We start from the raw sequence: 21,607 nt of genomic DNA, 5'->3' as shown, positions 1-21,607 counted from the left end.
TAAAACGTGTTTTATTGTATGCCCACCTATGTGTAGATGTGTCTAGTTATAAAGAATGCACGAACTGTCTATAACAGGAATAACTACTTTTCAAAAAGGAGAAATCGTGTATGATACAACGTAAACATATTTTGTATAACCAGCCTCGTGCTCATACGGTCGGTAATGTAGAATGTATAAACAATGAATGGGTATTCTTTGATGATGAAAATGAAGAAGCATTTTTATTAGAAGATATTGCCGAAGATGGATTCGAGATTTTATATAACAACAACTGGCTACCGGCTCGTTTCTACGAACAAGATATATTACAAATCGCCAACGAACAGCACCATTTGCAAAATGGGGAAATGATACGTATTCGTAAAAAATTACTCCTTAGCTATACAGAATGGCTTGAGGAATTACCTGACTCTGTCTTTGCCTTATTAACAGAGGCATTGCAATCACTTCATTACTCTTTATATGATTGCATGTATTGTCATAATTATTTATCCTTTTTACCGAAAGAGGAAGCATGTGAAGGAGTAAATATTCTTTTGTTTGATAACGAAGAGATGATTTGTACACTGCAGCACCATTTCGTCCGTCACGCTACGTCAAATAAAAATACGTTTCGTTTTACGAAAGTAAACGGAGAAGAGTTGCATATCGATGCAACATAAAATAAAAAACCACCTTATTTCCCAAATATTTGAGATTATAAGGTGGTTTTATTTTCTTTATTAGAATACTTGCCAACCAATCGGTAATTTCAGTCCTAGATAAAATACCGCTACAAGCGCGATAATAAATAATCCCCAGAATGCCCCCGTTGCCTTGTTTTTGCTCATTTTCACAAGAACCATTTCCATTCCAGCGATAACTAAAATACCAGCTAGCATTTTTAGACCGTACCACATGTGATAGCTCTTATCGACTATAGTTTGATCTAGGTATAACCAAACGCCCGTCACAATAATGATAATGTACATAAGACGAAGCCCCATATGTACGCCTTTCCCTTTTCTTCCTGCTGAATAAAGTGAATACGCAACGAAGAATAAAATTAAACCTAACGCCCATGCTGTAATATGCATATGTACCATCGTATCCCTTACCTCCTCTTTTCACACTTTTTCACTCTATATGATAACATGTTCATTTATTTTCAGGAAATGTTTCGCTTTTTTACATTTAAATGCTATAATATTTAGAGTATTTACAAACTTCTTGTAATAACAAAAGGGGGAACAATCATGATTCAAACTAAGGATATTATCGAACTTACAGACACATACGGAGCAAATAACTATCACCCACTTCCAATCGTTATTTCTAAAGCAGAAGGCGTTTGGGTAGAAGATCCTGAAGGAAATCGCTATATGGACTTATTAAGTGCATATTCTGCAGTAAACCAAGGTCATCGTCACCCAAAAATTATTAACGCTTTAATTGACCAAGCTAATCGTGTTACGTTAACTTCTCGTGCTTTCCATAGCGATCAATTAGGTCCTTGGTACGAAAAAGTTGCGAAACTAACTAATAAAGAAATGGTACTTCCAATGAATACAGGTGCAGAAGCTGTTGAAACTGCAATTAAAACAGCTCGCCGCTGGGCTTATGACGTGAAGAAAGTAGAAGCAAACCGTGCTGAAATTATCGTTTGTGAAGATAACTTCCACGGCCGTACGATGGGTGCTGTTTCTATGTCTTCAAACGAAGAGTACAAGCGTGGATTCGGTCCAATGCTTCCTGGCATTATCGTAATTCCTTACGGTGATTTAGAAGCGTTAAAAGCTGCAATTACACCAAACACAGCTGCATTCATTTTAGAGCCAATCCAAGGTGAAGCAGGAATTAACATCCCACCAGCTGGTTACTTAAAAGAAGCTCTTGAAGTATGTAAAAAAGAAAACGTTTTATTCGTAGCAGATGAAATCCAAACTGGCTTAGGCCGTACTGGTAAAGTATTTGCTTGTGACTGGGACGGTGTAACTCCTGACATGTACATACTTGGTAAAGCACTTGGCGGCGGCGTATTCCCAATCTCTTGCGTTGCAGCAAACCGCGACATTTTGGGCGTATTCGAGCCAGGTTCTCATGGTTCTACATTCGGTGGTAATCCACTTGCATGTGCTGTTTCTATCGCAGCTCTTGAAGTGTTAGAAGAAGAAAAATTAACAGAGCGTTCTCTTCAATTAGGTGAAAAATTAGTTAGACAATTAAAAGAAATTGATAACCCAATGATTACTGAAGTTCGTGGTAAAGGTTTATTCATCGGTATCGAATTAAACGAGCCAGCTCGTCCTTACTGTGAACAACTAAAAGCAGCGGGTCTATTATGTAAAGAAACACATGAAAATGTAATTCGTATCGCACCACCTCTAGTAATCTCTGAAGAAGATTTAGAGTGGGCATTCCAAAAAATTAAAGCGGTATTATCGTAATAATAGAGAGGCTGTCCTACATGTTAGGACAGCCTCTTTCTTTTTTTAGTAGTTTATCGTAAAATAAATTTCAATATTCTGTTTATTTTACGAAGGAGGTAGTTATATGCTTTTGAAATATGGCAAACATATTAACTATTTAGCTACTATTCTCATTTCCATTACATTCATCGGATTCTTATTATATACAACATTACTCCGTCACTACTCAACACCTCATACATTCATGCTACTTAAAATCTCATTTTGGGCTTCCGTTTTCCTTACAGCTATCGGGTTTGGCCGTGAAAGAAGTTCTCTTGCCGTTATACTAATCGGGATTTGTACATTAATACTCATCGGATTATATATTGTTGCTATTTTAGATTTTTTCAATAACCCATGGCCATAAAAAAGAGCTATCTATTAATAAGATAGCTCTTTTCTTCACTTCACCACATTTCGCAAAGTGCCAATTCCTTCTACTGTAATGACCACTTCATCACCCGCATGCAAAAACTTCGGTGGTGTGAAACCTTTTCCAACACCAGCCGGGGTTCCTGTTGCGATAATATCTCCTGGTTCTAATGTCATTCCTTTACTTATCGTTGAAATGATTTCTTCTATTGAAAAAATCATTTTATTTGTATTTGAAGTTTGTCTTACTTCCCCATTTACTACCGTTTCAATGTGTAACGCATTTGGCGCACTAACCATCGATTTATGAATTAAATACGGTCCCATCGGACAAAATGTATCGAAACTTTTTCCAAGGAAAAATTGTTTATGCTTCCTTTGAATGTCGCGAGCAGTTATATCATTTATAATGGTATAACCAAAAACATGCTCAAGCGCTTTTTCTTTTTTTATTTGTTTCCCTCGCTTACCAATGACGATAGCCAGTTCTCCTTCGTAGTCTAGTTCATTTGTTGCGTGGGGATGACTATTAATTTTTTCATCCATTCCAATAACTGTCGTTGGTGCTTTCGTAAAGATCATTATATTTTCTGGAATTGACTCTACGCCGCCCATTTCCATCGCATGCTCACGATAATTTTTTCCAACGCAAAGAATATTCTTCCTTGGCCTTGGAATTGGTGCTAATATTTTCACCTCATTTAATGGATAATACGCCGTTTCCCCATGCTCTTTTGCCCAATTTACAATTTCACATACTTTCTCAAAGCATTCAGCCCCTCTTTCAATGCACTCTAACATTGTAATAGGGATAGTAACTTTTTCTCCCTTTTGCCTTTGCGCTTCTCTTAAGTGTAATACCTTTTCTTCTTCTTCATCCACAATACCTACAAATACCTTTTCATCTTTTTTCGCCGTTACCAAACGCAATATTTCCACTCTCCATCCTAAAACTCATACCCTTTAATTGTATTCGCATCCGTAAGAAAAAAACCTTCTCATACACGCTAATTTTTACAATATTCTTCCCATATCCTATTCGTTACTCCTTTATTATTTGGCATAAAATGTAGAAATTTTACTTTTTTTAGCGAAGGTATTTCTTTTTTATGGGGTTTTTGTATAATATGTACTACATATATACTAAAAATTTCATTTAGAGATGGAGCCGATTTCAATGTTTGAGCAAGCGATTGAAAAAAAACGTGAAAAAATGATTTATTTTGCTGAACGCTACGGAATGACTTCTCAAAAAACAGTGGATTGTAGCCAAGAACTGGACAGGCTCTTAAATGCAATTTGGCATGTACATACGGATTTTCACCCTAATCAAACACTCGAAACACACACGCAATAACGTGTGTGTTTCTTTTATTTCAAAAAAACACACATTTTATTGAAAACGCCCATACAATAGTAGAAAAGAAAATTTTAAAAACGAAAGGTGTTTTGTATGCCAGCTATGGTCGGACATATTCGTATCGTCAATATTGGATCAAGTGGTATTTTTCATATTGGAGATGTATTTGCGATTAGGCCTATTAGTTATTCACGCGCTTTCGCCGGGGCCGGCTCTTTTAATGTTGGAGATAACGTTTCTGTCTACAATTATCAAAGCGCAACGACTGTTAATGATTCAGATGTCATTGATCAAGCGATAATTGGTTCAACTTAGAGGAGGCGATTGTATTGAATTTCTACGTAAACCAAAGTATCATCATTAACAGCATTAAAATTGATAGCATTACAACCTCTTCTGTATTCCAAATTGGTACTGCTGGAAGTATTAAAGCTCTATCTAAATTCTCAAATACTGGCGGATTTACAGAGCCCCTTCGCCCATTACAGGCGAAAGGACAAATTATTTCTATCAAACCATCAACTAGTTCTTCTTAAGACATCCTTGTCATAAATATATAGCAGGAATATATTTCCCCTCCCTATTGAAAAGGAGGTTTCACAAAATGAATCAAGATATATATACTTACTTACACCAACTTCAACAAGCTCTTCAAACACAACAAGCAGCCATCCTGAATTTAGAAGATCAAGTGCGCCAACTCCAAGAAGAGCTTAACGAATTAAAAAATCGCCCCTCCTCTTCTGTAGGAAAAGTGGAATACAAATTCGATCAATTAAAAGTAGAAAATTTAAATGGCACTTTAAATATTGGTTTAAACCCATTTTCAGCAAAAGGACAGCAAATTGAAGATTTTCAAGTTGATACAGAAACTTTGAAGGTCAATCCTGAAACTGACACAAATCCAGATTTTTACCAAGGCATCCTTCAGGAAATGCATCGTTACTTAGATGAAGAAGCATATAATCGAATTCTCCATTTTGAACAAGAAGAGAGAACGCCGCTCGATGAAATGTATCGACAAATGATGGTGGATGACATAAAAAAACAGATGGAGCATAGACTTCCTTATTACTTATCACAAGCACAATCACATGAAGGGATTTCAACAGATCCAGATTATTTACGAGATATCATTATCCAGGCAATGAAACATGATATCGACAAAGCCTTTCTATCTTTTATTCAACACATACCGGGCAATTTCCGAAAGGAGTAAGTATGTATGAATGTTAACGTTGTAAATCGTGAATTAAAAGTCGGACAGATCAAAATGAACGGTGTATCGTCGTCCGCACTCTTTTTAATTGGGGATGCAAATTTCCTCATTCTATCTTCTATTCTTGATACGCCGTTTGAAACAGTTACAGAGGGTCCATTTGTACCGTTAGTAACAGATGTCCCTCCTACTCCAGGTTAAGGAGACTGATAAATTATGTTACATCATGTGTCTGTTGTCCAAAATGTTTCTATTATTTCTTTAGGGATTACTGCCGTATTTCAAGTTGGAGACGCAAATCAAATGGAATTAAAAAGTAGAGCTCTTGCCGTCCACAGGGAAATTCCTTGTTATATAAAAGACGAAGGTCGCTTAGACGCATTTGAAATCTTTACAGATGAACACATCACAATCCCAAAACGGACGACAGATGTTAAATTAAACATTGTAAATGAATGTCCTTTTATTGAAGTAAATAATGTTGAATTGCGAACACTTTTAAATTCTGGCTGCTTTCAAATTGGAAATGTTGATTATGTTTTTAATAACTCTCGTATTATGCAAATCCGTCAATATATTACGGATGAACCTTCCACTCAATAATTCATATAGTAATTAAAAAGCTTAGTAAAGTAGGTGGATGGTATGCCTTCTGTTGTTGGAAATCTCGTCGTTCAAAACAGTAATGGTTCTTTTAATTTAGGGGATTTTTATAACGTGTCTCCGAAAGAAAATACGAAAGCTTATAATGGATCCGGAGCTTCCAATGTTGGATTTGTCGTGAATACTTTTAACGGTGTTAGTGCAACAAATACGTTTGATTCTGATGTGGCCGATCAAGATCAGATTGGAACAGCGTAAAAAAAAGTAGGAGAATATCTCCTACTTTTTTCTTTTACCTCATTCAAGTTTATCAAAAACTCCACTGTTTACTGTTTCATTTTATTTAAATGATAACCCATTCTCCTCCAAAGCCTTTCTAAGCTTTGGCAAAGATGCTGGTCCCATGCCATGTAGTTTTAAAATTTCTTTTTCACTATACTTTGAAAGTTCTTCTATAGTATGAATTCCATGATGCTCTAGTGCATTTCGTGCTGGTGATGAAAGAAGCGAAAGGAATCCTGTTTGTGGTTTCTTTTCTTTCTCACAGGTTGGGCAAGTTGGACAATCACTACTTTTGTAGTATTCATGACCTTTTTCACACGTTCTTAACGTTTTTTCCGTTGCCATTTTCAAGTTCCTCTATTCTTCGATTTTTACAACATGATTACCATCAAAGAAGTATAAACATTTCTCTTTCACAGGATGTTGTAAGCTTTTCTCGAGCGCTTTTGCATATAACGAAAGCTGCACTTTATATCGCTCTTCTAAAATTGGTTTCGCTTGTTCGAATCCACCTGGGAATTTCCCTTCAATCGTATCTGTTTTGAAGTCGATTAACGTAATGCCATCTTCCTCTTCAATCATGCAGTCGATAACCCCTTGGACAAGAATCGATTCCCCGCTCTTCCCTTGCCAATCTTGATATGCTTCTTCTGCTGCAAGCATCATCGTAAATGGTACTTCACGCTCAACACTTTTCGCCGCTAATACCCTTTTACCTAGGTCACTGTCAAAGAATGAAATGACTTTTTCGATTGCTATTTCTTCTGCTTGTTCAAATGTTAATAATTCCTTATTTACCATTCCAGCAATTTGCTCTTGAAGAACTTCAATCGTAATCGGCTTCTTCAAATCAACATGCTGCATAACGGCATGGACTGCAGTTCCACGCTCTGCGTACGTTAAACCTTTTTTCTCCATAAAACGAGGACGTGTTTTAATTGGTGCACGTAATTTTTTAATAAAGGCATTATCGCTACCTTCTTCAGATTGATAATTTCTCTTTATTTCTGTAACAGACTGCTTCGCACGATGAGCTGTCGCTTCCTCATATCCGTACTTCCACATTAATCTATCGTACACTTCATCTTTTCGTTCACTTTGCAACGGAACAGCTTTTTTCTCACGGAGTGCTTCTAACAATTCTTGTTTCTCTTCTTGAACGGGTTCTGGCGCAAGTAACGTGTTACCGTCAACAACTTCTACTTTCCAGCTCGCACTATACCCATAAATTTCATCCGGAATGCTTCCTTGTCCTAATTCAAGAAGTATTTCACTATCACGGTGTCTATATAATGAAGGTGCAATCCAGTCTAAGTAGCAAGACGCTCCGGCACGTATATGATCTGGTAATAACCATTCACTATGCTCCCTCGCATCAAGCCACTTTTCCATTTCTTTATTTGCATCCTTAACCGTTCCAATTAAAATTAACTTCTCTTTTGCACGTGTTAACGCTACGTATAATACGCGCATTTCTTCCGCAATTAATTCCATTTTCATTTTACGCTTAATCGCAAGTTGCGATAATGTCGTATATTTAATTCGTTTACGAGGATCGATAAATTGCGAACCGAAACCGAAATCTTTATGCAGTAAGAAACGTTTCATTAAGTCTTGTGTATTAAAGCGGCGACCTAGTCCAGCTACGAATACGACTGGGAACTCAAGTCCTTTACTTTTATGAATTGTCATAATGCGAACGACATCTTCTTGTTCACCTAAAGCTCTCGCCGTACCCATATCATCACCGCGCTCTAAAATACGCTCAATAAAGCGTAAGAAGCGGAATAGGCCTCTAAACGATGTTGCTTCATATTGTCTTGTGCGGTCATATAGTACACGCAAGTTTGCTTGCCTTTGCTTTCCAGCTGGTAAACCACCGACAAAATCATAATAACCTGTCTCACCGTACACTTTCCAAATTAAATCAGAAAGAGACTGTTGGCGCGCGAATTCACGCCATCCTTGCAGTAAGTTGTAGAACCATTCTAATTTATCATGTAGTTCTTTTTCTTCTTCAAGCGGTGCCCCTTTTAAGAATGAGCTCATTACTTCATAAAACGAACCTTTCTTCCCGTGAGCACGAAGCGTTGCAAGTTCTTCATCGTTTAATCCAACGATTGGTGAACGAAGTACTGCTGCAAGCGGAATATCTTGCATCGGATTATCAATAACGCGGAATACGTTCATCATAATATTTACTTCTGTCGCTTCAAAGTAACCAGTCGCAAGATCAGCGTATACTGGAATTCCTTGCAGCTTTAACTCTTCCATAATTTGTGGTGCCCACGGCATGGAGCGGAGCAAAATAACGAAGTCGCGGTATTGTACAGGGCGCATACTATCCGTTTTACGATCATACACTTCATAACCGGAATCGACCATCGCTTTAATGCGCTGCGCCATAAGACGAGCTTCAAGCTGCGCCTTTTCTACTTCCGCACCTTCTTCACCGTCTATTACCTCTTCTTCCGTTTGCTGAATACATAATAGCTCAGCTGCTACATCTTCACCATCTGGATAGGTAGCACCTAGCTTTAATTCAGCGTCAGCATCGTAATCGATTTCCCCAACTTCTTCGCCCATAATTTGTTTGAAGATAAAGTTCGTGCCTGCTAACACTTCATGACGACTACGGAAGTTTTTCGCTAAATCGATCTTCATTCCGCCGCCTAATCCTTCTTGCGTGAAGCGTTTATACTTTCCTAGGAATAATCCTGGTTCTGCTAGTCGGAAACGATAGATTGACTGTTTCACGTCGCCAACCATGAACAAGTTTCCTTCACTCTCAGAATCTTTCGTTACGAATTTAATAATCGATTCTTGTACGAAGTTCGTATCTTGATATTCATCGACTAATACTTCAGCAAATTTATTGCGATATTGAAGCGCTACTGCTGATGGCTTCATTTCACCATCTTCACTTTGTTCACTTAAAATTTGTAAACAAAAATGCTCTAAATCCGTGAAATCGACCATTCCTTTATCTCGCTTCATCGTTTGGAAACGTTCTGTAAATACTTTTACAAGCTGTACAAGTTTTTCTAATACAGGATGCATATCTTGAAAATCTCGCAAGAAACTTTCTGGCTTGCGGCTAAATAGCTCTTCTTGTAATTTCTTCACTTCATCTTTCGCTTTATTACGAAGAGAGTCTACTTGCTTTACAACATCCTCGTTGTAATCACTTTTCTTAATACGCTTTAACGTTTGCCACGATACGTTTTGCATCGCTTCATACACGCTTGTCCACGATTCACGAGCAGCTGATGATAACGTTCCAAGTAAAACTAAATCTACTTGCAGGGTTTCAACGCGAGGCGCTGGACCGTCAGGAAGCATCGCGAGCTCTGTCGCTTTACGAATATGCTGTTCCGCTGTTTCAAGTTGGAATTTCACATCTTCTAATAAGTAGGAAGCGTACACTAAATCTTCAATTGTCTTTCCTTCCACATCGTATGCTTCTACTAATTTATCAAGCCATTTTTCCGGATTTGGATGTGCTCTTGATTCTGTATGAAGTGCTAAAATCATACGTTGTAAATCATCGTCACTACGGTCACTCGTATAACGATCAACGAGTTCAAAGAATATCGTATTATCTTCTATTCCATACTCTTCTTCTAATATGTCATCTAGCACTTCTTCTTTTAACAATTCATTTTCTGTTTGATTCGCTATGCGGAAACGAGGATCAACATCAAGCATATAATAGTATCCTCTAATAACTTGTAAACAAAAGGAATGGATCGTTGAAATGGAAGCTTTATTTAATAAGCTCAGCTGCTTTCGAATGTGCTGAGAACCTGGCTCATCAATTAATACTTTTTCTAACGCTTCCCCAATTCTGTTTTTCATCTCTTGCGCCGCTGCATTCGTAAATGTTACAACGAGCAGGCGGTCGACATCGACTGGGTTTTCTTCATTTATAATCTTTTTAATAATACGTTCAACTAATACCGCTGTTTTCCCTGATCCAGCTGCTGCTGCGACTAAAATATCACGCCCATTCGCTACAACGGCTTTCCACTGGTCATCTGTCCATTGACTACCTTCTGGTTTTTTAGGCCAATTTTCTATCATTCTCCGCCAACCTCCTCTCTAATTTTCTCCATCGCTTCGCTATCTTTCATATCTTTTAACGTACGGAACTGGTTATCTTCAAGTGATTCATCGAACTGACAAACCGATTTGAAGTTACAGAACGTACACGCCGCCTTATTCCCCTTTTTATAAGGAGCAATATCGATAACACCTTCTGTAATGTCTTTTCCGATATTTTCAAACGTATGGTGTACATATTTTTGCAGGACGTTAAACTCTTGTTCACTGGCAATACTTGAACGTGCACTAAAACTACCGTCTTTTTTCAGACCAGCAGAAATAATATCAGAGCTCCCTGTTGAAAGTTTGTTATCCATTAAACGAACAACATCAGCATCTCCTAGTACGAGACCTTTCATTTTGAATTTCTTTAAAATTTCCTTTTCAATTTCCGCTTCAGATGCATCACCTTTCACCTCAACAATTGGGTTATGAATGTGGAAATACAATACACCAGCGGGTGATGCTGTGCCGCCTTTTTTCATCCACGTATGTGCATTTGAAGTAACAACATCTAAATACGTTAACATTTGAAGTGCTAATCCGTAATACACTTCCGTTAAGTCTAACGCTTTTGAGCTTGATTTATAGTCAATAATACGTAGGAAGGTTCCGTTTTCATCTTCTGCCTTATCAACACGGTCAATACGGCCAACTACTTCCATCTTCACACCATTTGGTAATGAGAATTCCATTGGCGGAAGCGATCCTGTACCGCCCATACCGAATGGCACTTCTAAATCAACTGGTACGAAACCGCTCGATTTCGCATGTTCACGTAAAATGATTGACGTACGGAAAATGATTTGTTGTAGTTTTTGTTTTAAATAGAAGTGACGGTTTGAACTTAATAAAATTTGTCTTTGTAATAACGGTGCAATCTCTTCTATTACTACAGCAGAAAGATGCTCACACTCTTTTATTGATAAATCCGCCCAAGTACGGTTTTCACGTAATAGCCTGTCTGCAATTCTCTTCAGCGCTGCATGGAAGAGCTCTCCGATATCTGGCGCATCCAGTTTGAAAATATCACGCTCTCTTAACGATAAACCGTGCTGCGCGAAATGAGCATATGCGCAACGGTTAAATAGTTCCATACGCGAGACGCTTCCTTTTATTTTATCTCCGTATAAATCTCTACTTACAGCTGTACTTAGCTTTTGCGCACGATTTCGGTAGAATAAACTTGATAATACGCGGCTACTTTTTTGCTTCCATTCATCTGAAGTAACGTAGAAATTATATACATCCCACCAAAAGTCTAAATTCCCTTCAAATCCATATCGCTTCCACGTTTGAAGTTGCTGCATAACATATGACAACGTTACTTCTGGTGTTGCTACGTATGAAATTTGTTCCGAACGTGATAAATCATTTACATCATTCGTAATAAATGTATCTTTCACATCAGGGAACATTCTTTTTATTTTCTTAATAAAGCTAGACGCAAGTAACGTCTTTCCTTCTTCATCTGCTAGTGGACATGAAATATACAATTTTTCAGTTGCTCTCGTTACCATTTGGTACATAACGAACTGTTCTTCTAATAAAGTTTGTCTCGTCGTTGGTGCGAGTTCAATACCTGCAGCGCTAAGAACATCTCTTTCCTCATCAGAAAGCATACCTTCATCCATCGGTGCTGCTGGAATCACACCTTCATTCACGCCAATGACGAATGTTGCTTTCACATTTGATAATCTAGAACGATCAATATTCGCAATTAACACTTGGTCTAATGACGGCGGAATGTTTGCGAATTGAAGCGCCTCAAGACCTGTCGACATAACGTCTGTGAACATAGAAAGTGACATTTTTTCTTCGCCAAGCATCTCAACGAACGTATCAAGAAGACTCATAACTTCTTCCCATACTTGTTCATGGTCTGTCGCAAATAAGAAATCTCCACTCTCTTCTGCACGAATACGTAATGCTTCTAGTTTTTTCGGAACGTCCAGCTCTTCTAAAAATAAGTAAACAGCTTCGCACATTTGCATAACCGTTCCCGCACGCTTCAGTCTTTTTTGCATACGAATAACTGGCGTTCTTACAACGTCACGCAATCGATTTATTTTCTCTTCCATTTCACGTTCACTGTCTGTAATCATCCCGTTTGTATCGTCAAGAGAACGATAGCGGCGATACATCCACGGATCCTCAGAAGTCCATCTCTTCCCTTGTACACCGTATGCTAAACAGTAGTTTTCAAACTCATCCATCTCTTCGCGCATCGTTTCTTTTCTTACGTCTAATGGATATAAAAGCTCTGTTTTCACGCAGCGAAATACTGCATCATAACGCCAATTCCCGCTAATAATCTCTAACGCAGAACGAATGCATTCTACTAGCGGATGATGTGACATCGGGCGTTTTTCATCGATGAAGTGCGGGATATTATAATCTGTAAATAGCGTTCGCATCACATCGTAATAACTTTCACCATTACGAAGAAGAACCGCAATATCTCGGTAACGGTAGTCTTCATCTGCCACAAGTCTACGAATTTCACGTGCAACACCTTCTACTTCAGCTCGTAAATTCGCGGCTGTATGAATCGTTACACTTGCTTCTCCGTGAAACTTTTCATTTGGACGTGCTTCATAGTGTGTTTCTAAATGCGCTAACGCCGGAGAATGAAAACGCGGCTGTTCCATAAGTGGAATCGTTTTTTCAATTTCTATCTTCTCTTCACGCGCTACTTGTTTTATTTTTTCATACGTTAACGTCGTTTCATAAAATAAATCTAGTTCATTTACTGGCTGCGCTAACGTTTTTTCGTCTATCGTTAACGTGATTGTAACCCTCGCTCCGCAAACCATAAGCTGTCTTACAATTTCTAGCTCTTGCGGTGAAAAAGAATGAAATCCATCTATATAAATTTCAGCTCCCTTTACATATTCAGATTGCGGAAGCTTTTCGACTAGCAATTGTAAGTAGTCTTCTGAATCTAAATATTTTCCGATTAAAGCACGCTCAAAATCATCATATAATAGTTGTAAATCATACACTTTATTCGCTAATAGCTTTTGTTCGGCACTGCTACTATGCGCATCTAATTGTTGCCACATTTCATATACGTTTGATGGCGTCACGTTATATCGTTTAAACTCCGCAATCATACCGCCAAGATGTTCAAAGAAACCGTTTTGCTCCGCTGCTTTTTGGAACACCGATAATCCATCTTTACGAGACTCTACAATTTTACGAAGTAACATATGTACGCCCGCTTCATCAATGTGAAGACGACTCGCTCCGCCAACTTCTTGCAATACTTTCCACGCTAATCGTGAAAAACTAAAAACTTGTGCCCGAATAGAACCTCTAACATCCTCACTACCAATTAACGCCTGCTGCGTTTGGAATGTCATCTGTTCTGGCACAAGATATAATATTGTTTCTCCTCTTGGACGCTGCTTTAACTCTTCTTGCACTTCGTGTAAACAAAGTGTACTCTTTCCACTTCCCGCTCTACCAATCACAAATCGAAGTGACATGTAACCCCACCTTTCACTTACATAACGAACGTTAGTTTGCTACTATAATTGTATTATAGGACACGAAAAAAGACAAACGGAGTAGTTTGTCTTTTTCTATACTTCTACCTATTATATCAACCTTTTGAAAAATTCGTTTGTACCTCTTGAATTGGCCAATATCGTAAATCAACTTTACCGACAACTGTATCAGCTTTTACAAACCCAAAGTGTCTACTATCCCAGCTCCCAAGGCGGTTATCACCCACTACAAAAATATATCCAGGTGGCACCGATTTTTCCTTCGTTAACTCTTCTAGTTTAAAATCACCTGTCAGTTGTCGTCCATCTATCTCTTTCTTATACGTTTCTAAATAAGGTTCTTCTACGAATTGCCCATTTATATATAACTTATCATGCTTATATTCAATATGATCCCCAGGTAAACCGATAATTCGTTTTACATAGTCCTCTTTTTTATTCGCATGAAACACAACAACGTCAAATCTATTCAAGTCCCCCACTTGATAACTCACCTTATTTACAACGAGCATATTGCCATCTTGCAATGTCGGCATCATTGACTTCCCCTCTACAACATACGTTGAAAAGAAAAACGTTCGAAAAAATACAGCTAATAATACACCAATTAAAATTGTTCGTATCCACTCTATGCCTTCTTTTTTCAAAGTTTTCTTCATCCGCTTCTCCCCTTATCCTTTAATAATGAAGCTTCCCTTTACAAAGAAGACTATTCTTAATGTAGTTCTAACTTTACTTCGATTTTCTTACCGACATACCATAAAATAAAAATACCAATCGCTACAATGACTGATTTCACCGGATTATGAATAAATGACATTAAATCATGACCGATATAAGTTAAAATAAAAATCATCACAAGCTTTCCGAACGCGAGCGCAAGACCAAACTGTTTTACACTAATGCGTGATAGACCAGCAACAACATTTATAAGCGCAGACGGTGTAAACGGAAAACAAAATATGACGAAAATCGGCGCGAACCCTTTTCTTTCAATCCATCCCATTGCCTTCCGTACTTTCTCATGCTTATTCACAAAAGAAAAGAAACGACTTCGGCCAAAATGGCGGATTATGAAAAAGACAAGTAAGGCACCCATTACTGATCCAAGCCAAGAATAAAGAAAACCGAGCCAAAATCCAAATGCAACAGCATTCGCCAGTACAAATACGATGAGTGGCAATGCTGGAATTAGCGCCTCTATCATCGGTAACCCAATACCAAGAAGTGGTCCGAACGCTTTATAGCTTTCAACAATATGATCCATATTTTCTGGTGAAAAATACTCTTTGATTGTCTGAAAATCCATTCTACACTTTACCCCTTTACTCTAAGTACTACCTCTACTGTATCATTGCCTATATGAAAGAGGAAATGGTAGATACGACATATGGAGATGTAATTATTAAGTTTCCATATCTTTCATTAGAATTCCTTCATTATTTAACTATAATAATCCATCAATATTCGACATGATGTGTCGTTACTTGGGCGTTTTTTCAAATATATCGACTTACCGACAAAACTGAAAAGTAAAAGGATGGGGAGCCCCCATCCTTTTACACTTCACCTTCTTTCACAAAATACACTTTCTCATATGCCGGTTTCAATTTAGATTCTTCACTTTTATCAACCTCTTTAAAGCAAGGATTCCCTTGTTTTTTTCTACGGTCTTCATATTCAGTACGCAATTTCGCTGTACGATTTTGTTGATTTTCAAAACTAGTTTTCGATATCTCTAACTTCACCGCAAAGCCATTTATAAATCTAATAATAAGGTTTCCATCTTTTAATTCTTTATTATTTTCAATATAAAAATGAGACAACCACGCGCATTCTTTTCTAGAATACGAATAGGTAGGGAAAAAATAAAGTTGATCTGTCGGACTAATCGCAATCGGAGCTTTGTGTGTAATATGAGTTAACTCTTTCGTTCCTTCTTTTCTGCCTAAAAAACTAGAACCATGCTTGCGGCAACTTCTTTCTATAATATCTAAAGGCTTTTGAAATACGAAAAAAGAGTCTTGCACTTCAACAACTCGCGTAACAATTTTCTTTTCACTGAGAATTATAGGAAGTAAGGCCATTGTATTTTTATTAACAACGTAGTTTTCGACATAGCGTTCCACTTTACTTTCCATATTCCACTATCTCCTTTTTTCTATTTATATTAGCAGCTGCATATATAATTTTAGCATCTATGAAAAGGAAATGGCTTACAGATTCCGCTTTTTTACAATACTTTATCATTTATCAAATTTCTTTTAAATTACAAAATATAAATATAGTGATTAGGTAATAATAATCCACATAAAATGTATTTATACTACCAATAAATTTTTATAATTGCTTCCTCATTTCACATCATTATGACAGTTAACTTTGCTATAATTAAAAGAAAAATCCAATATATGGAGGTCCACTATGGAAGAAAAAGAAAGGCAACCAACGATTCAAATGAAAAATAGTAGCATTGTGATCGTAAAAAACTCAGCTAGTATTATATTCGGCTTATTTTTCATACTACTATTCTTTGCAAAACCTTTTCGTACATCGAAATGTTCTGAATGTAAGAAACGCGAGAAGAAAAAGGTTGAAAAAGAAAAGTAAAAGACCTTCCATTTTGGAAGGTCTTTTACTCTTTTCATGTTTTCTTCCGAGTGTCCATATATCCCGCTTTTAAAATATTATTATATATTAAAAAACGATTAAAAATGATCCACTAGGTTAAAAATTACTTGTACGTGTTACCCGTTTTTATTTTTTAGTAAGATCTTCAACTTTTTAATTGTTAAATCTGCAATATAAGTTTTGTATATAATTCCACTTCAAAACACAAAATATGTAAGTGATTATGTATGATTACATTCGTTTTTTATCTAATTCCAAAAAGGAGCTGTATAATATGGAGAAAAAAAGTCTATTAAGCCAACAGATTAATAGCGTCCCATCAGATGCTCTGAATACCCCTAGTAAGGAGCAAGAACAAATGTTAGAAACATCATCTCAAGACGAACAAAATTCTAACAAAAAAGATATGAATCAAAGCCTATATGGCGCAGATTTACCCATTTCAGATGTAGACAAAACAACAAATAAAGTGAAACTTTAATCAGCCCTCAACAATTGGGCGTTAACAAGAAGTTGGTCTCCCGCCGAATTTTAAGATGGAAAGACTTTCTCCACAACAAAAAAAGGATGGCAGCAGCCATCCTTTTTTCCATAATAAACTATAAAATTATAGTTTGATTACGTTTTTAGCTTGAGGTCCACGGTTACCATCTTCGATTTCGAAGCTAACTTTTTGACCTTCTTCTAGAGATTTGAAACCGTCAGTTTCGATTGCAGAGAAATGTACGAATACGTCGTTTTCGCCTGGAACTTCGATGAAACCGAAGCCTTTTTCGTTGTTAAACCATTTTACTTGTCCTGTTACTGCCATAATTATTTCCTCCTAAGAAAATACATTTTTTAAAATTTTTAGTTTTCCTATCTAAAAAAAGAATCCACACATTATCAAATACGAAACATAAACTAGTTCTCACATACTTTTTCTCGTTCGTTTTCAGCACTTGATAATATATGGATTGCTTAATTTAACTATTCAACTGACATTATCATAGCACATTAAAATAAAATGTACAATCTTTTTTGAAAATAACTGACAAATTAAATCACGTATGCAATTATCAATATCTTATTTGAATAAAAATAAACAAATCTTCCAAATGCCACTATATTCCTTTTTCTAAGTGTTAAAATGTAATCTGACAGTACTTACTGGAGGGGATGAAATGTCAAACTACGCCAACGAAGAAAAGCTTACAGGGGGAAACGTCTCAAACGTATATCGTTCTAAAAATACTGTTCGGCGAGAATTGAAGCCAGACAGTGTAAAAATTCATAAGTTATTACAGCATTTAGAAAACAAAGGTTTTCATTACGCACCAAAGTTTTTAGGTATAGATGAGAAAAATAGAGAGATTTTATCTTTTATTGAAGGAGAGGCTGGGAATTATCCGTTAAAAGAATATATGCGATCTAATGATGTGTTAAAAGAAATAGCAAAGATGCTTCGCCTTTATCATGATGCTGTAAGTGACTTTCCGCTATTAGATGATTGGAAACCTATGGACCATACCCCAAATAATATTGAGGTTTTATGCCACAATGATTTTGCTATATATAACATTATATTTAATAACGAGAAGCCAGTAGGAATTATTGATTTCGATGTTGCTGCTCCTGGACCAAGAATTTGGGATATCGCTTATACGCTATATACTTGTGTACCTTTAAGTAGAGTGTATTATACAGAATCAGGCGAGACAATTCATTATGAATCGACACAACATGCTGGCCGTATGAAAGAAAGAATAAAATTATTCGCCCAGTCCTACGGTAAAAGTATGGATGAAGATTACTTAGGAATGGTGTTACTGCGATTAGAAGCTTTATGTACATATATAAAACGAAAAGCGCAAGAAGGCGACGTAAATTTCCAAAGAATGATTGACGAAGGACATTTAGAACATTATGAAAAAGATATGAAGTTTATTCGTGAGCATAGAGCTGAGTGGATTTAATCATATTGTCTTTTTTTGTCGGTAAGTCGATATATTTTAAGTTATGATAGCTATATCGAAAAATCGTTGATATATTTTTATTTACTCTCGCATCGTTTAAAAAATAACAAGGGGCACCTTTTAAAAAGGTGCCCCTTCCTTTTATTTCGTAAACTGCGCCTCTTCCGTAGATCCTTTTAATGCTGTCGTTGATGAAGTACCGCCTGTAATTACTTGTGCTACTTCATCAAAGTAACCTGTTCCTACTTCTCGTTGATGACGAGTTGCAGAGTAGCCGTGTTTTTCTGCTGCGAATTCTGCTTGTTGTAGTTCAGAGTAAGCTGCCATGCCGCGCTCTTTATAGCCGCGTGCTAATTCGAACATGCCGTAGTTTAATGAGTGGAATCCAGCAAGTGTTACGAACTGGAACTTATAACCGTAAGATGCGATTTCTTTTTGGAAGCTCGCAATTGTTTTCTCATCTAGTTTTTGTTTCCAGTTAAATGAAGGGGAACAATTGTATGCAAGCAATTTCCCTGGATGCTCTTTATGAATTGCGTCCGCAAATCGTTTTGCATCTTCTAAATTTGGTTCAGATGTTTCACACCAAACGAGGTCTGCGTAAGGAGCGTATGCTAAACCACGTGCAATCGCTTGATCAAGACCTGCTTTCGTACGGTAAAATCCTTCTGGTGTTCTTTCTCCTGTAATAAACGCTTTATCAACAGGATCGATATCACTCGTAATTAAATCTGCTGCATCCGCATCTGTTCTTGCAACGATAATTGTCGGTACTCCCATTACATCTGCAGCAAGGCGTGCCGAAATTAAATTACGCACCGCTGTTTGCGTTGGTAGTAATACTTTTCCGCCTAAATGACCGCATTTTTTCTCTGAAGATAATTGATCTTCAAAGTGCACGCCAGATGCACCTGCTTCAATCATACCTTTCATCAGCTCAAATACATTTAATTGTCCGCCAAATCCAGCTTCTGCATCTGCTACAATCGGTACGAAATAATCTGTATCACCGCTTCCTTCCATATGCTGAATTTGATCCGCACGTTGAAGTGTTTGATTAATTCGTTTTACTACAGCAGGTACGCTGTTCACTGGATATAAACTTTGGTCTGGATACATATGGCCAGAAAGGTTCGCATCTGCTGCTACTTGCCATCCACTTAAATAAATTGCTTTTAACCCAGCTTTTACTTGCTGCATCGCTTGGTTTCCTGTTAATGCGCCAAGTGCATTAATGTAATCTTCCGTATGAAGCGATGCCCAAAGCTTTTCAGCACCGCGGCGCGCTAACGTATGTTCAATATCAATTGACCCGCGCAGGCGAATTACATCTTCTGCCGAATATGGACGTGTGATCCCTTTCCAACGCGTATCTAGTTCCCAACTCTCTTGTAATTTCTCGATTCTTTCGTTTTTCATTTGTTCCATCCCCTTTTCACTTTTTATAAAATTTCATAACCCGGTAATGTTAAAAATGGTACAAATTCATCATTCCGAACGAGATTTGTAAATAACGTTGTCGCCTCTTGGAATCTCCCTTTCTTAAAGGCTTCTTTACCAATCTCTCTTTCTATTTTTGCTAACTCTTCTTCTTTTAGCTCTTCCATTAATTCAAGTGTAATATTACGGCCATCATTTAATTTTCCACCTTCATGGCGAATCCATTGCCATACTTGTGCCCTAGAAATTTCCGCTGTTGCCGCATCTTCCATTAAGTTATAAATTGGTGCTGCTCCCCGTCCGCTTAACCAAGATGCTATATATTGAATGCCTACGCTAATATTCAGGCGAAGCCCCTCTTCTGTAATCGTTCCCACTGGTACTTCTAATAAATCCTTTTCTGTAACATGTATTTCTTCACGTTTTCTAAAAATTTGATTCGGCGTTTTCATAATATGATTAAATACTTCCATCGCGACTGGTACAAGTCCCGGGTGGGCAACCCAAGTCCCGTCATGACCGTCTAAAGCTTCGCGCTCCTTATCCGCACGTACTTTTTCAAAAGCTGCTTCATTCGCTTCTGGATTGTTTTTAATCGGAATTTGTGCTGCCATTCCCCCAATAGCCGGTGCATTACGACGATGGCACGTTTGAATTACTTTCAAAGAATACGCGCGCATAAACGGCGCCGTCATCGTGACTTGCGCTCTATCTGGAAGTAAAAATTCATTATGATTACGGAAACCTTTTAGAAAACTAAAAATATAGTCCCATCTTCCGCAATTTAATCCAGCAGAATGTTCTTTAAGCTCATACAAAATTTCATCCATTTCAAACGAAGCGTGAATCGTTTCCAGTAATACGGTTGCTTTAATCGTTCCGTGTGGAATACCGATATATTTTTGAGCAAATACGAAAACATCATTCCATAACCTTGCTTCTAAATAGCTTTCCATTTTCGGTAAGTAAAAGTATGGACCGCTTCCTTTTGCTAAAAGAGCTTTCGCATTATGGAAAAAATAAAGTCCGAAATCTACTAAGCTACCAGACATATTTTTCCCATCAACTTGCATATGTTTTTCTTCTAAATGCCATCCTCTTGGACGCACAATTAACACTGCTGTTTTACTATTTAAACGATATTCTTTTCCGTTTTCATTTTTATGTGAAATCGTTCCCTTTACTGCATCTCGTAAGTTTATTTGACCTTCAATCGCATTTTCCCAAGTTGGTGAATTCGAATCTTCAAAATCCGCCATAAAAAGATGTGCTCCTGAATTTAAAGCGTTAATAACCATCTTTCTATCTACTGGGCCAGTAATCTCTACGCGGCGATCCTCTAAATCTTTTGGCAATTTAGCAATTGTCCAATCCGCTTCACGTATGTGCTTCGTTTCTTCTAAAAACTTCGGAAACTCCCCTGCATCAATTCTCTTTTGTTTCTCCGCACGCTTTTGTAAAAGTTCTATGCGGCGCTCATTGAAATTTCCATGTAGTTCCTTCAAAAAACAAAGCGCCTCAGGTGTCAATATTTCGTTGTACGCTGGCAACATTTCTCCGGGCAATGTAACCCGTGAAGTTTGCGTCGACATATTAGCATCCCCTTCTTAAACTGTTTTATAACAGATTTGATTTTATGTTTTATATTATATAACAAATCTTCAGAAAAGGAAGTT

At 37.4% G+C, this 21,607-nt stretch carries 24 protein-coding genes; 13 read left to right on the top strand and 11 right to left on the bottom strand.

Annotated features, from left to right (window positions below; all coding sequences use genetic code 11):
• Window positions 1-110 precede the first annotated feature (110 nt).
• Entirely contained in the window at window positions 111-665 is a 555-nt protein-coding gene (locus AC2CGR_RS01180) for a DUF2777 domain-containing protein (RefSeq protein WP_087965529.1), read from the top strand.
• Window positions 666-725: 60 nt separating this feature from the next.
• Here AC2CGR_RS01180 and AC2CGR_RS01175 read toward each other — a convergent pair whose 3' ends face one another.
• The gene (locus AC2CGR_RS01175) at window positions 726-1,088 is read right to left on the bottom strand and encodes a YisL family protein (RefSeq protein ID WP_000233503.1); all 363 of its coding nucleotides are present in this window, start codon (window positions 1,086-1,088) and stop codon (window positions 726-728) included.
• A gap of 150 nt (window positions 1,089-1,238) precedes the next feature.
• On the opposite strand from AC2CGR_RS01175, the gene rocD reads away from it, so the two are divergent.
• Window positions 1,239-2,429 carry an ornithine aminotransferase gene (gene rocD, locus AC2CGR_RS01170; protein WP_131101619.1) on the top strand — a complete coding sequence of 397 codons (1,191 nt, stop codon included), beginning with the start codon at window positions 1,239-1,241 and terminating at the stop codon, window positions 2,427-2,429.
• A gap of 106 nt (window positions 2,430-2,535) precedes the next feature.
• On the top strand, window positions 2,536-2,820 hold the full coding sequence (locus tag AC2CGR_RS01165) for a hypothetical protein (protein ID WP_000925339.1): 285 nt from the start codon (window positions 2,536-2,538) through the stop codon (window positions 2,818-2,820).
• 35 nt (window positions 2,821-2,855) lie between these two features.
• Here the strand turns inward: AC2CGR_RS01165 and AC2CGR_RS01160 are convergent, their stop codons facing one another.
• Window positions 2,856-3,755 (bottom strand): fumarylacetoacetate hydrolase family protein, encoded by a 900-nt coding sequence (locus AC2CGR_RS01160; RefSeq protein WP_029437820.1) that lies wholly within the window; start codon window positions 3,753-3,755, stop codon window positions 2,856-2,858.
• A 247-nt stretch (window positions 3,756-4,002) separates the two neighbouring features.
• On the opposite strand from AC2CGR_RS01160, the gene AC2CGR_RS01155 reads away from it, so the two are divergent.
• The 7 genes from AC2CGR_RS01155 (at window position 4,003) to gerPF (ending at window position 6,265) form a co-directional block, all read left to right on the top strand.
• The gene (locus AC2CGR_RS01155) at window positions 4,003-4,182 is read left to right on the top strand and encodes an aspartyl-phosphate phosphatase Spo0E family protein (RefSeq protein WP_029437819.1); all 180 of its coding nucleotides are present in this window, start codon (window positions 4,003-4,005) and stop codon (window positions 4,180-4,182) included.
• Window positions 4,183-4,278: 96 nt separating this feature from the next.
• Window positions 4,279-4,500, top strand: a complete 222-nt coding sequence (gerPA, locus tag AC2CGR_RS01150) for a spore germination protein GerPA (RefSeq protein WP_001111187.1) — start codon at window positions 4,279-4,281, stop codon at window positions 4,498-4,500.
• Between the two features lie 14 nt (window positions 4,501-4,514).
• The gene (gene gerPB / locus AC2CGR_RS01145; RefSeq protein WP_001012508.1) at window positions 4,515-4,721 is read left to right on the top strand and encodes a spore germination protein GerPB; all 207 of its coding nucleotides are present in this window, start codon (window positions 4,515-4,517) and stop codon (window positions 4,719-4,721) included.
• A 68-nt stretch (window positions 4,722-4,789) separates the two neighbouring features.
• Window positions 4,790-5,404: a spore germination protein GerPC gene (gene gerPC, locus AC2CGR_RS01140; RefSeq protein WP_087965531.1), complete on the top strand. Its 615-nt coding sequence runs from the start codon at window positions 4,790-4,792 to the stop codon at window positions 5,402-5,404.
• A 6-nt stretch (window positions 5,405-5,410) separates the two neighbouring features.
• Window positions 5,411-5,605, top strand: a complete 195-nt coding sequence (gene gerPD / locus AC2CGR_RS01135) for a spore germination protein GerPD (RefSeq protein WP_001102341.1) — start codon at window positions 5,411-5,413, stop codon at window positions 5,603-5,605.
• A 15-nt stretch (window positions 5,606-5,620) separates the two neighbouring features.
• Entirely contained in the window at window positions 5,621-6,007 is a 387-nt protein-coding gene (locus AC2CGR_RS01130; RefSeq protein ID WP_000902340.1) for a spore germination protein GerPE, read from the top strand.
• A 42-nt stretch (window positions 6,008-6,049) separates the two neighbouring features.
• Window positions 6,050-6,265, top strand: coding sequence for a spore germination protein GerPF (gene gerPF / locus AC2CGR_RS01125; protein ID WP_001141566.1), 216 nt, complete (start codon window positions 6,050-6,052; stop codon window positions 6,263-6,265).
• 81 nt (window positions 6,266-6,346) lie between these two features.
• On the opposite strand, the gene AC2CGR_RS01120 is transcribed toward gerPF, so the two are convergent.
• The 6 genes from AC2CGR_RS01120 to AC2CGR_RS01095 all read right to left on the bottom strand — a co-directional run bounded on the left by AC2CGR_RS01120 (window position 6,347) and on the right by AC2CGR_RS01095 (window position 16,046).
• On the bottom strand, window positions 6,347-6,634 hold the full coding sequence (locus AC2CGR_RS01120; RefSeq protein WP_061403212.1) for an RNA polymerase alpha subunit C-terminal domain-containing protein: 288 nt from the start codon (window positions 6,632-6,634) through the stop codon (window positions 6,347-6,349).
• Window positions 6,635-6,646: 12 nt separating this feature from the next.
• Window positions 6,647-10,372, bottom strand: coding sequence for a helicase-exonuclease AddAB subunit AddA (gene addA, locus AC2CGR_RS01115; protein WP_484480446.1), 3,726 nt, complete (start codon window positions 10,370-10,372; stop codon window positions 6,647-6,649).
• A complete protein-coding gene (gene addB / locus AC2CGR_RS01110; protein WP_087965535.1) occupies window positions 10,369-13,884 on the bottom strand; it encodes a helicase-exonuclease AddAB subunit AddB in 3,516 nt (1,171 codons plus the stop codon). Before addB ends, addA begins: the two co-directional genes overlap by 4 nt.
• Before the next feature lie 116 nt (window positions 13,885-14,000).
• Window positions 14,001-14,564 carry a signal peptidase I gene (gene lepB / locus AC2CGR_RS01105; RefSeq protein ID WP_000751904.1) on the bottom strand — a complete coding sequence of 188 codons (564 nt, stop codon included), beginning with the start codon at window positions 14,562-14,564 and terminating at the stop codon, window positions 14,001-14,003.
• Window positions 14,565-14,620: 56 nt separating this feature from the next.
• Window positions 14,621-15,214, bottom strand: a complete 594-nt coding sequence (locus AC2CGR_RS01100) for a TVP38/TMEM64 family protein (RefSeq protein ID WP_000347516.1) — start codon at window positions 15,212-15,214, stop codon at window positions 14,621-14,623.
• Between the two features lie 250 nt (window positions 15,215-15,464).
• A complete protein-coding gene (locus AC2CGR_RS01095; RefSeq protein WP_029437813.1) occupies window positions 15,465-16,046 on the bottom strand; it encodes a competence protein ComK in 582 nt (193 codons plus the stop codon).
• A gap of 283 nt (window positions 16,047-16,329) precedes the next feature.
• Here AC2CGR_RS01095 and AC2CGR_RS01090 point away from each other — a divergent pair, with 283 nt between their 5' ends.
• Together AC2CGR_RS01090 and AC2CGR_RS01085 are read left to right on the top strand one after the other, a co-directional pair.
• Complete coding sequence (locus AC2CGR_RS01090) at window positions 16,330-16,515, top strand: hypothetical protein (RefSeq protein WP_029437812.1); 186 nt, start codon at window positions 16,330-16,332, stop codon at window positions 16,513-16,515.
• Between the two features lie 295 nt (window positions 16,516-16,810).
• Window positions 16,811-17,017 (top strand): hypothetical protein, encoded by a 207-nt coding sequence (locus AC2CGR_RS01085; RefSeq protein ID WP_131101613.1) that lies wholly within the window; start codon window positions 16,811-16,813, stop codon window positions 17,015-17,017.
• Window positions 17,018-17,143: 126 nt separating this feature from the next.
• On the opposite strand, the gene cspA is transcribed toward AC2CGR_RS01085, so the two are convergent.
• A complete protein-coding gene (gene cspA, locus AC2CGR_RS01080; protein ID WP_000301518.1) occupies window positions 17,144-17,347 on the bottom strand; it encodes an RNA chaperone/antiterminator CspA in 204 nt (67 codons plus the stop codon).
• A gap of 352 nt (window positions 17,348-17,699) precedes the next feature.
• On the opposite strand from cspA, the gene AC2CGR_RS01075 reads away from it, so the two are divergent.
• Window positions 17,700-18,491, top strand: coding sequence for a phosphotransferase (locus tag AC2CGR_RS01075; protein WP_087965539.1), 792 nt, complete (start codon window positions 17,700-17,702; stop codon window positions 18,489-18,491).
• Window positions 18,492-18,632: 141 nt separating this feature from the next.
• On the opposite strand, the gene aceA is transcribed toward AC2CGR_RS01075, so the two are convergent.
• Window positions 18,633-19,910, bottom strand: a complete 1,278-nt coding sequence (aceA, locus tag AC2CGR_RS01070; RefSeq protein ID WP_087965541.1) for an isocitrate lyase — start codon at window positions 19,908-19,910, stop codon at window positions 18,633-18,635.
• Between the two features lie 23 nt (window positions 19,911-19,933).
• Window positions 19,934-21,523, bottom strand: a complete 1,590-nt coding sequence (gene aceB, locus AC2CGR_RS01065; protein WP_484480445.1) for a malate synthase A — start codon at window positions 21,521-21,523, stop codon at window positions 19,934-19,936.
• Window positions 21,524-21,607 lie beyond the last annotated feature (84 nt).

The organism is Bacillus sp. LSHTCR4, from assembly GCF_057197025.1.
Note: the sequence above shows the minus strand (reverse complement) of the source record. Positions and strands in the feature narration are given on the sequence as shown.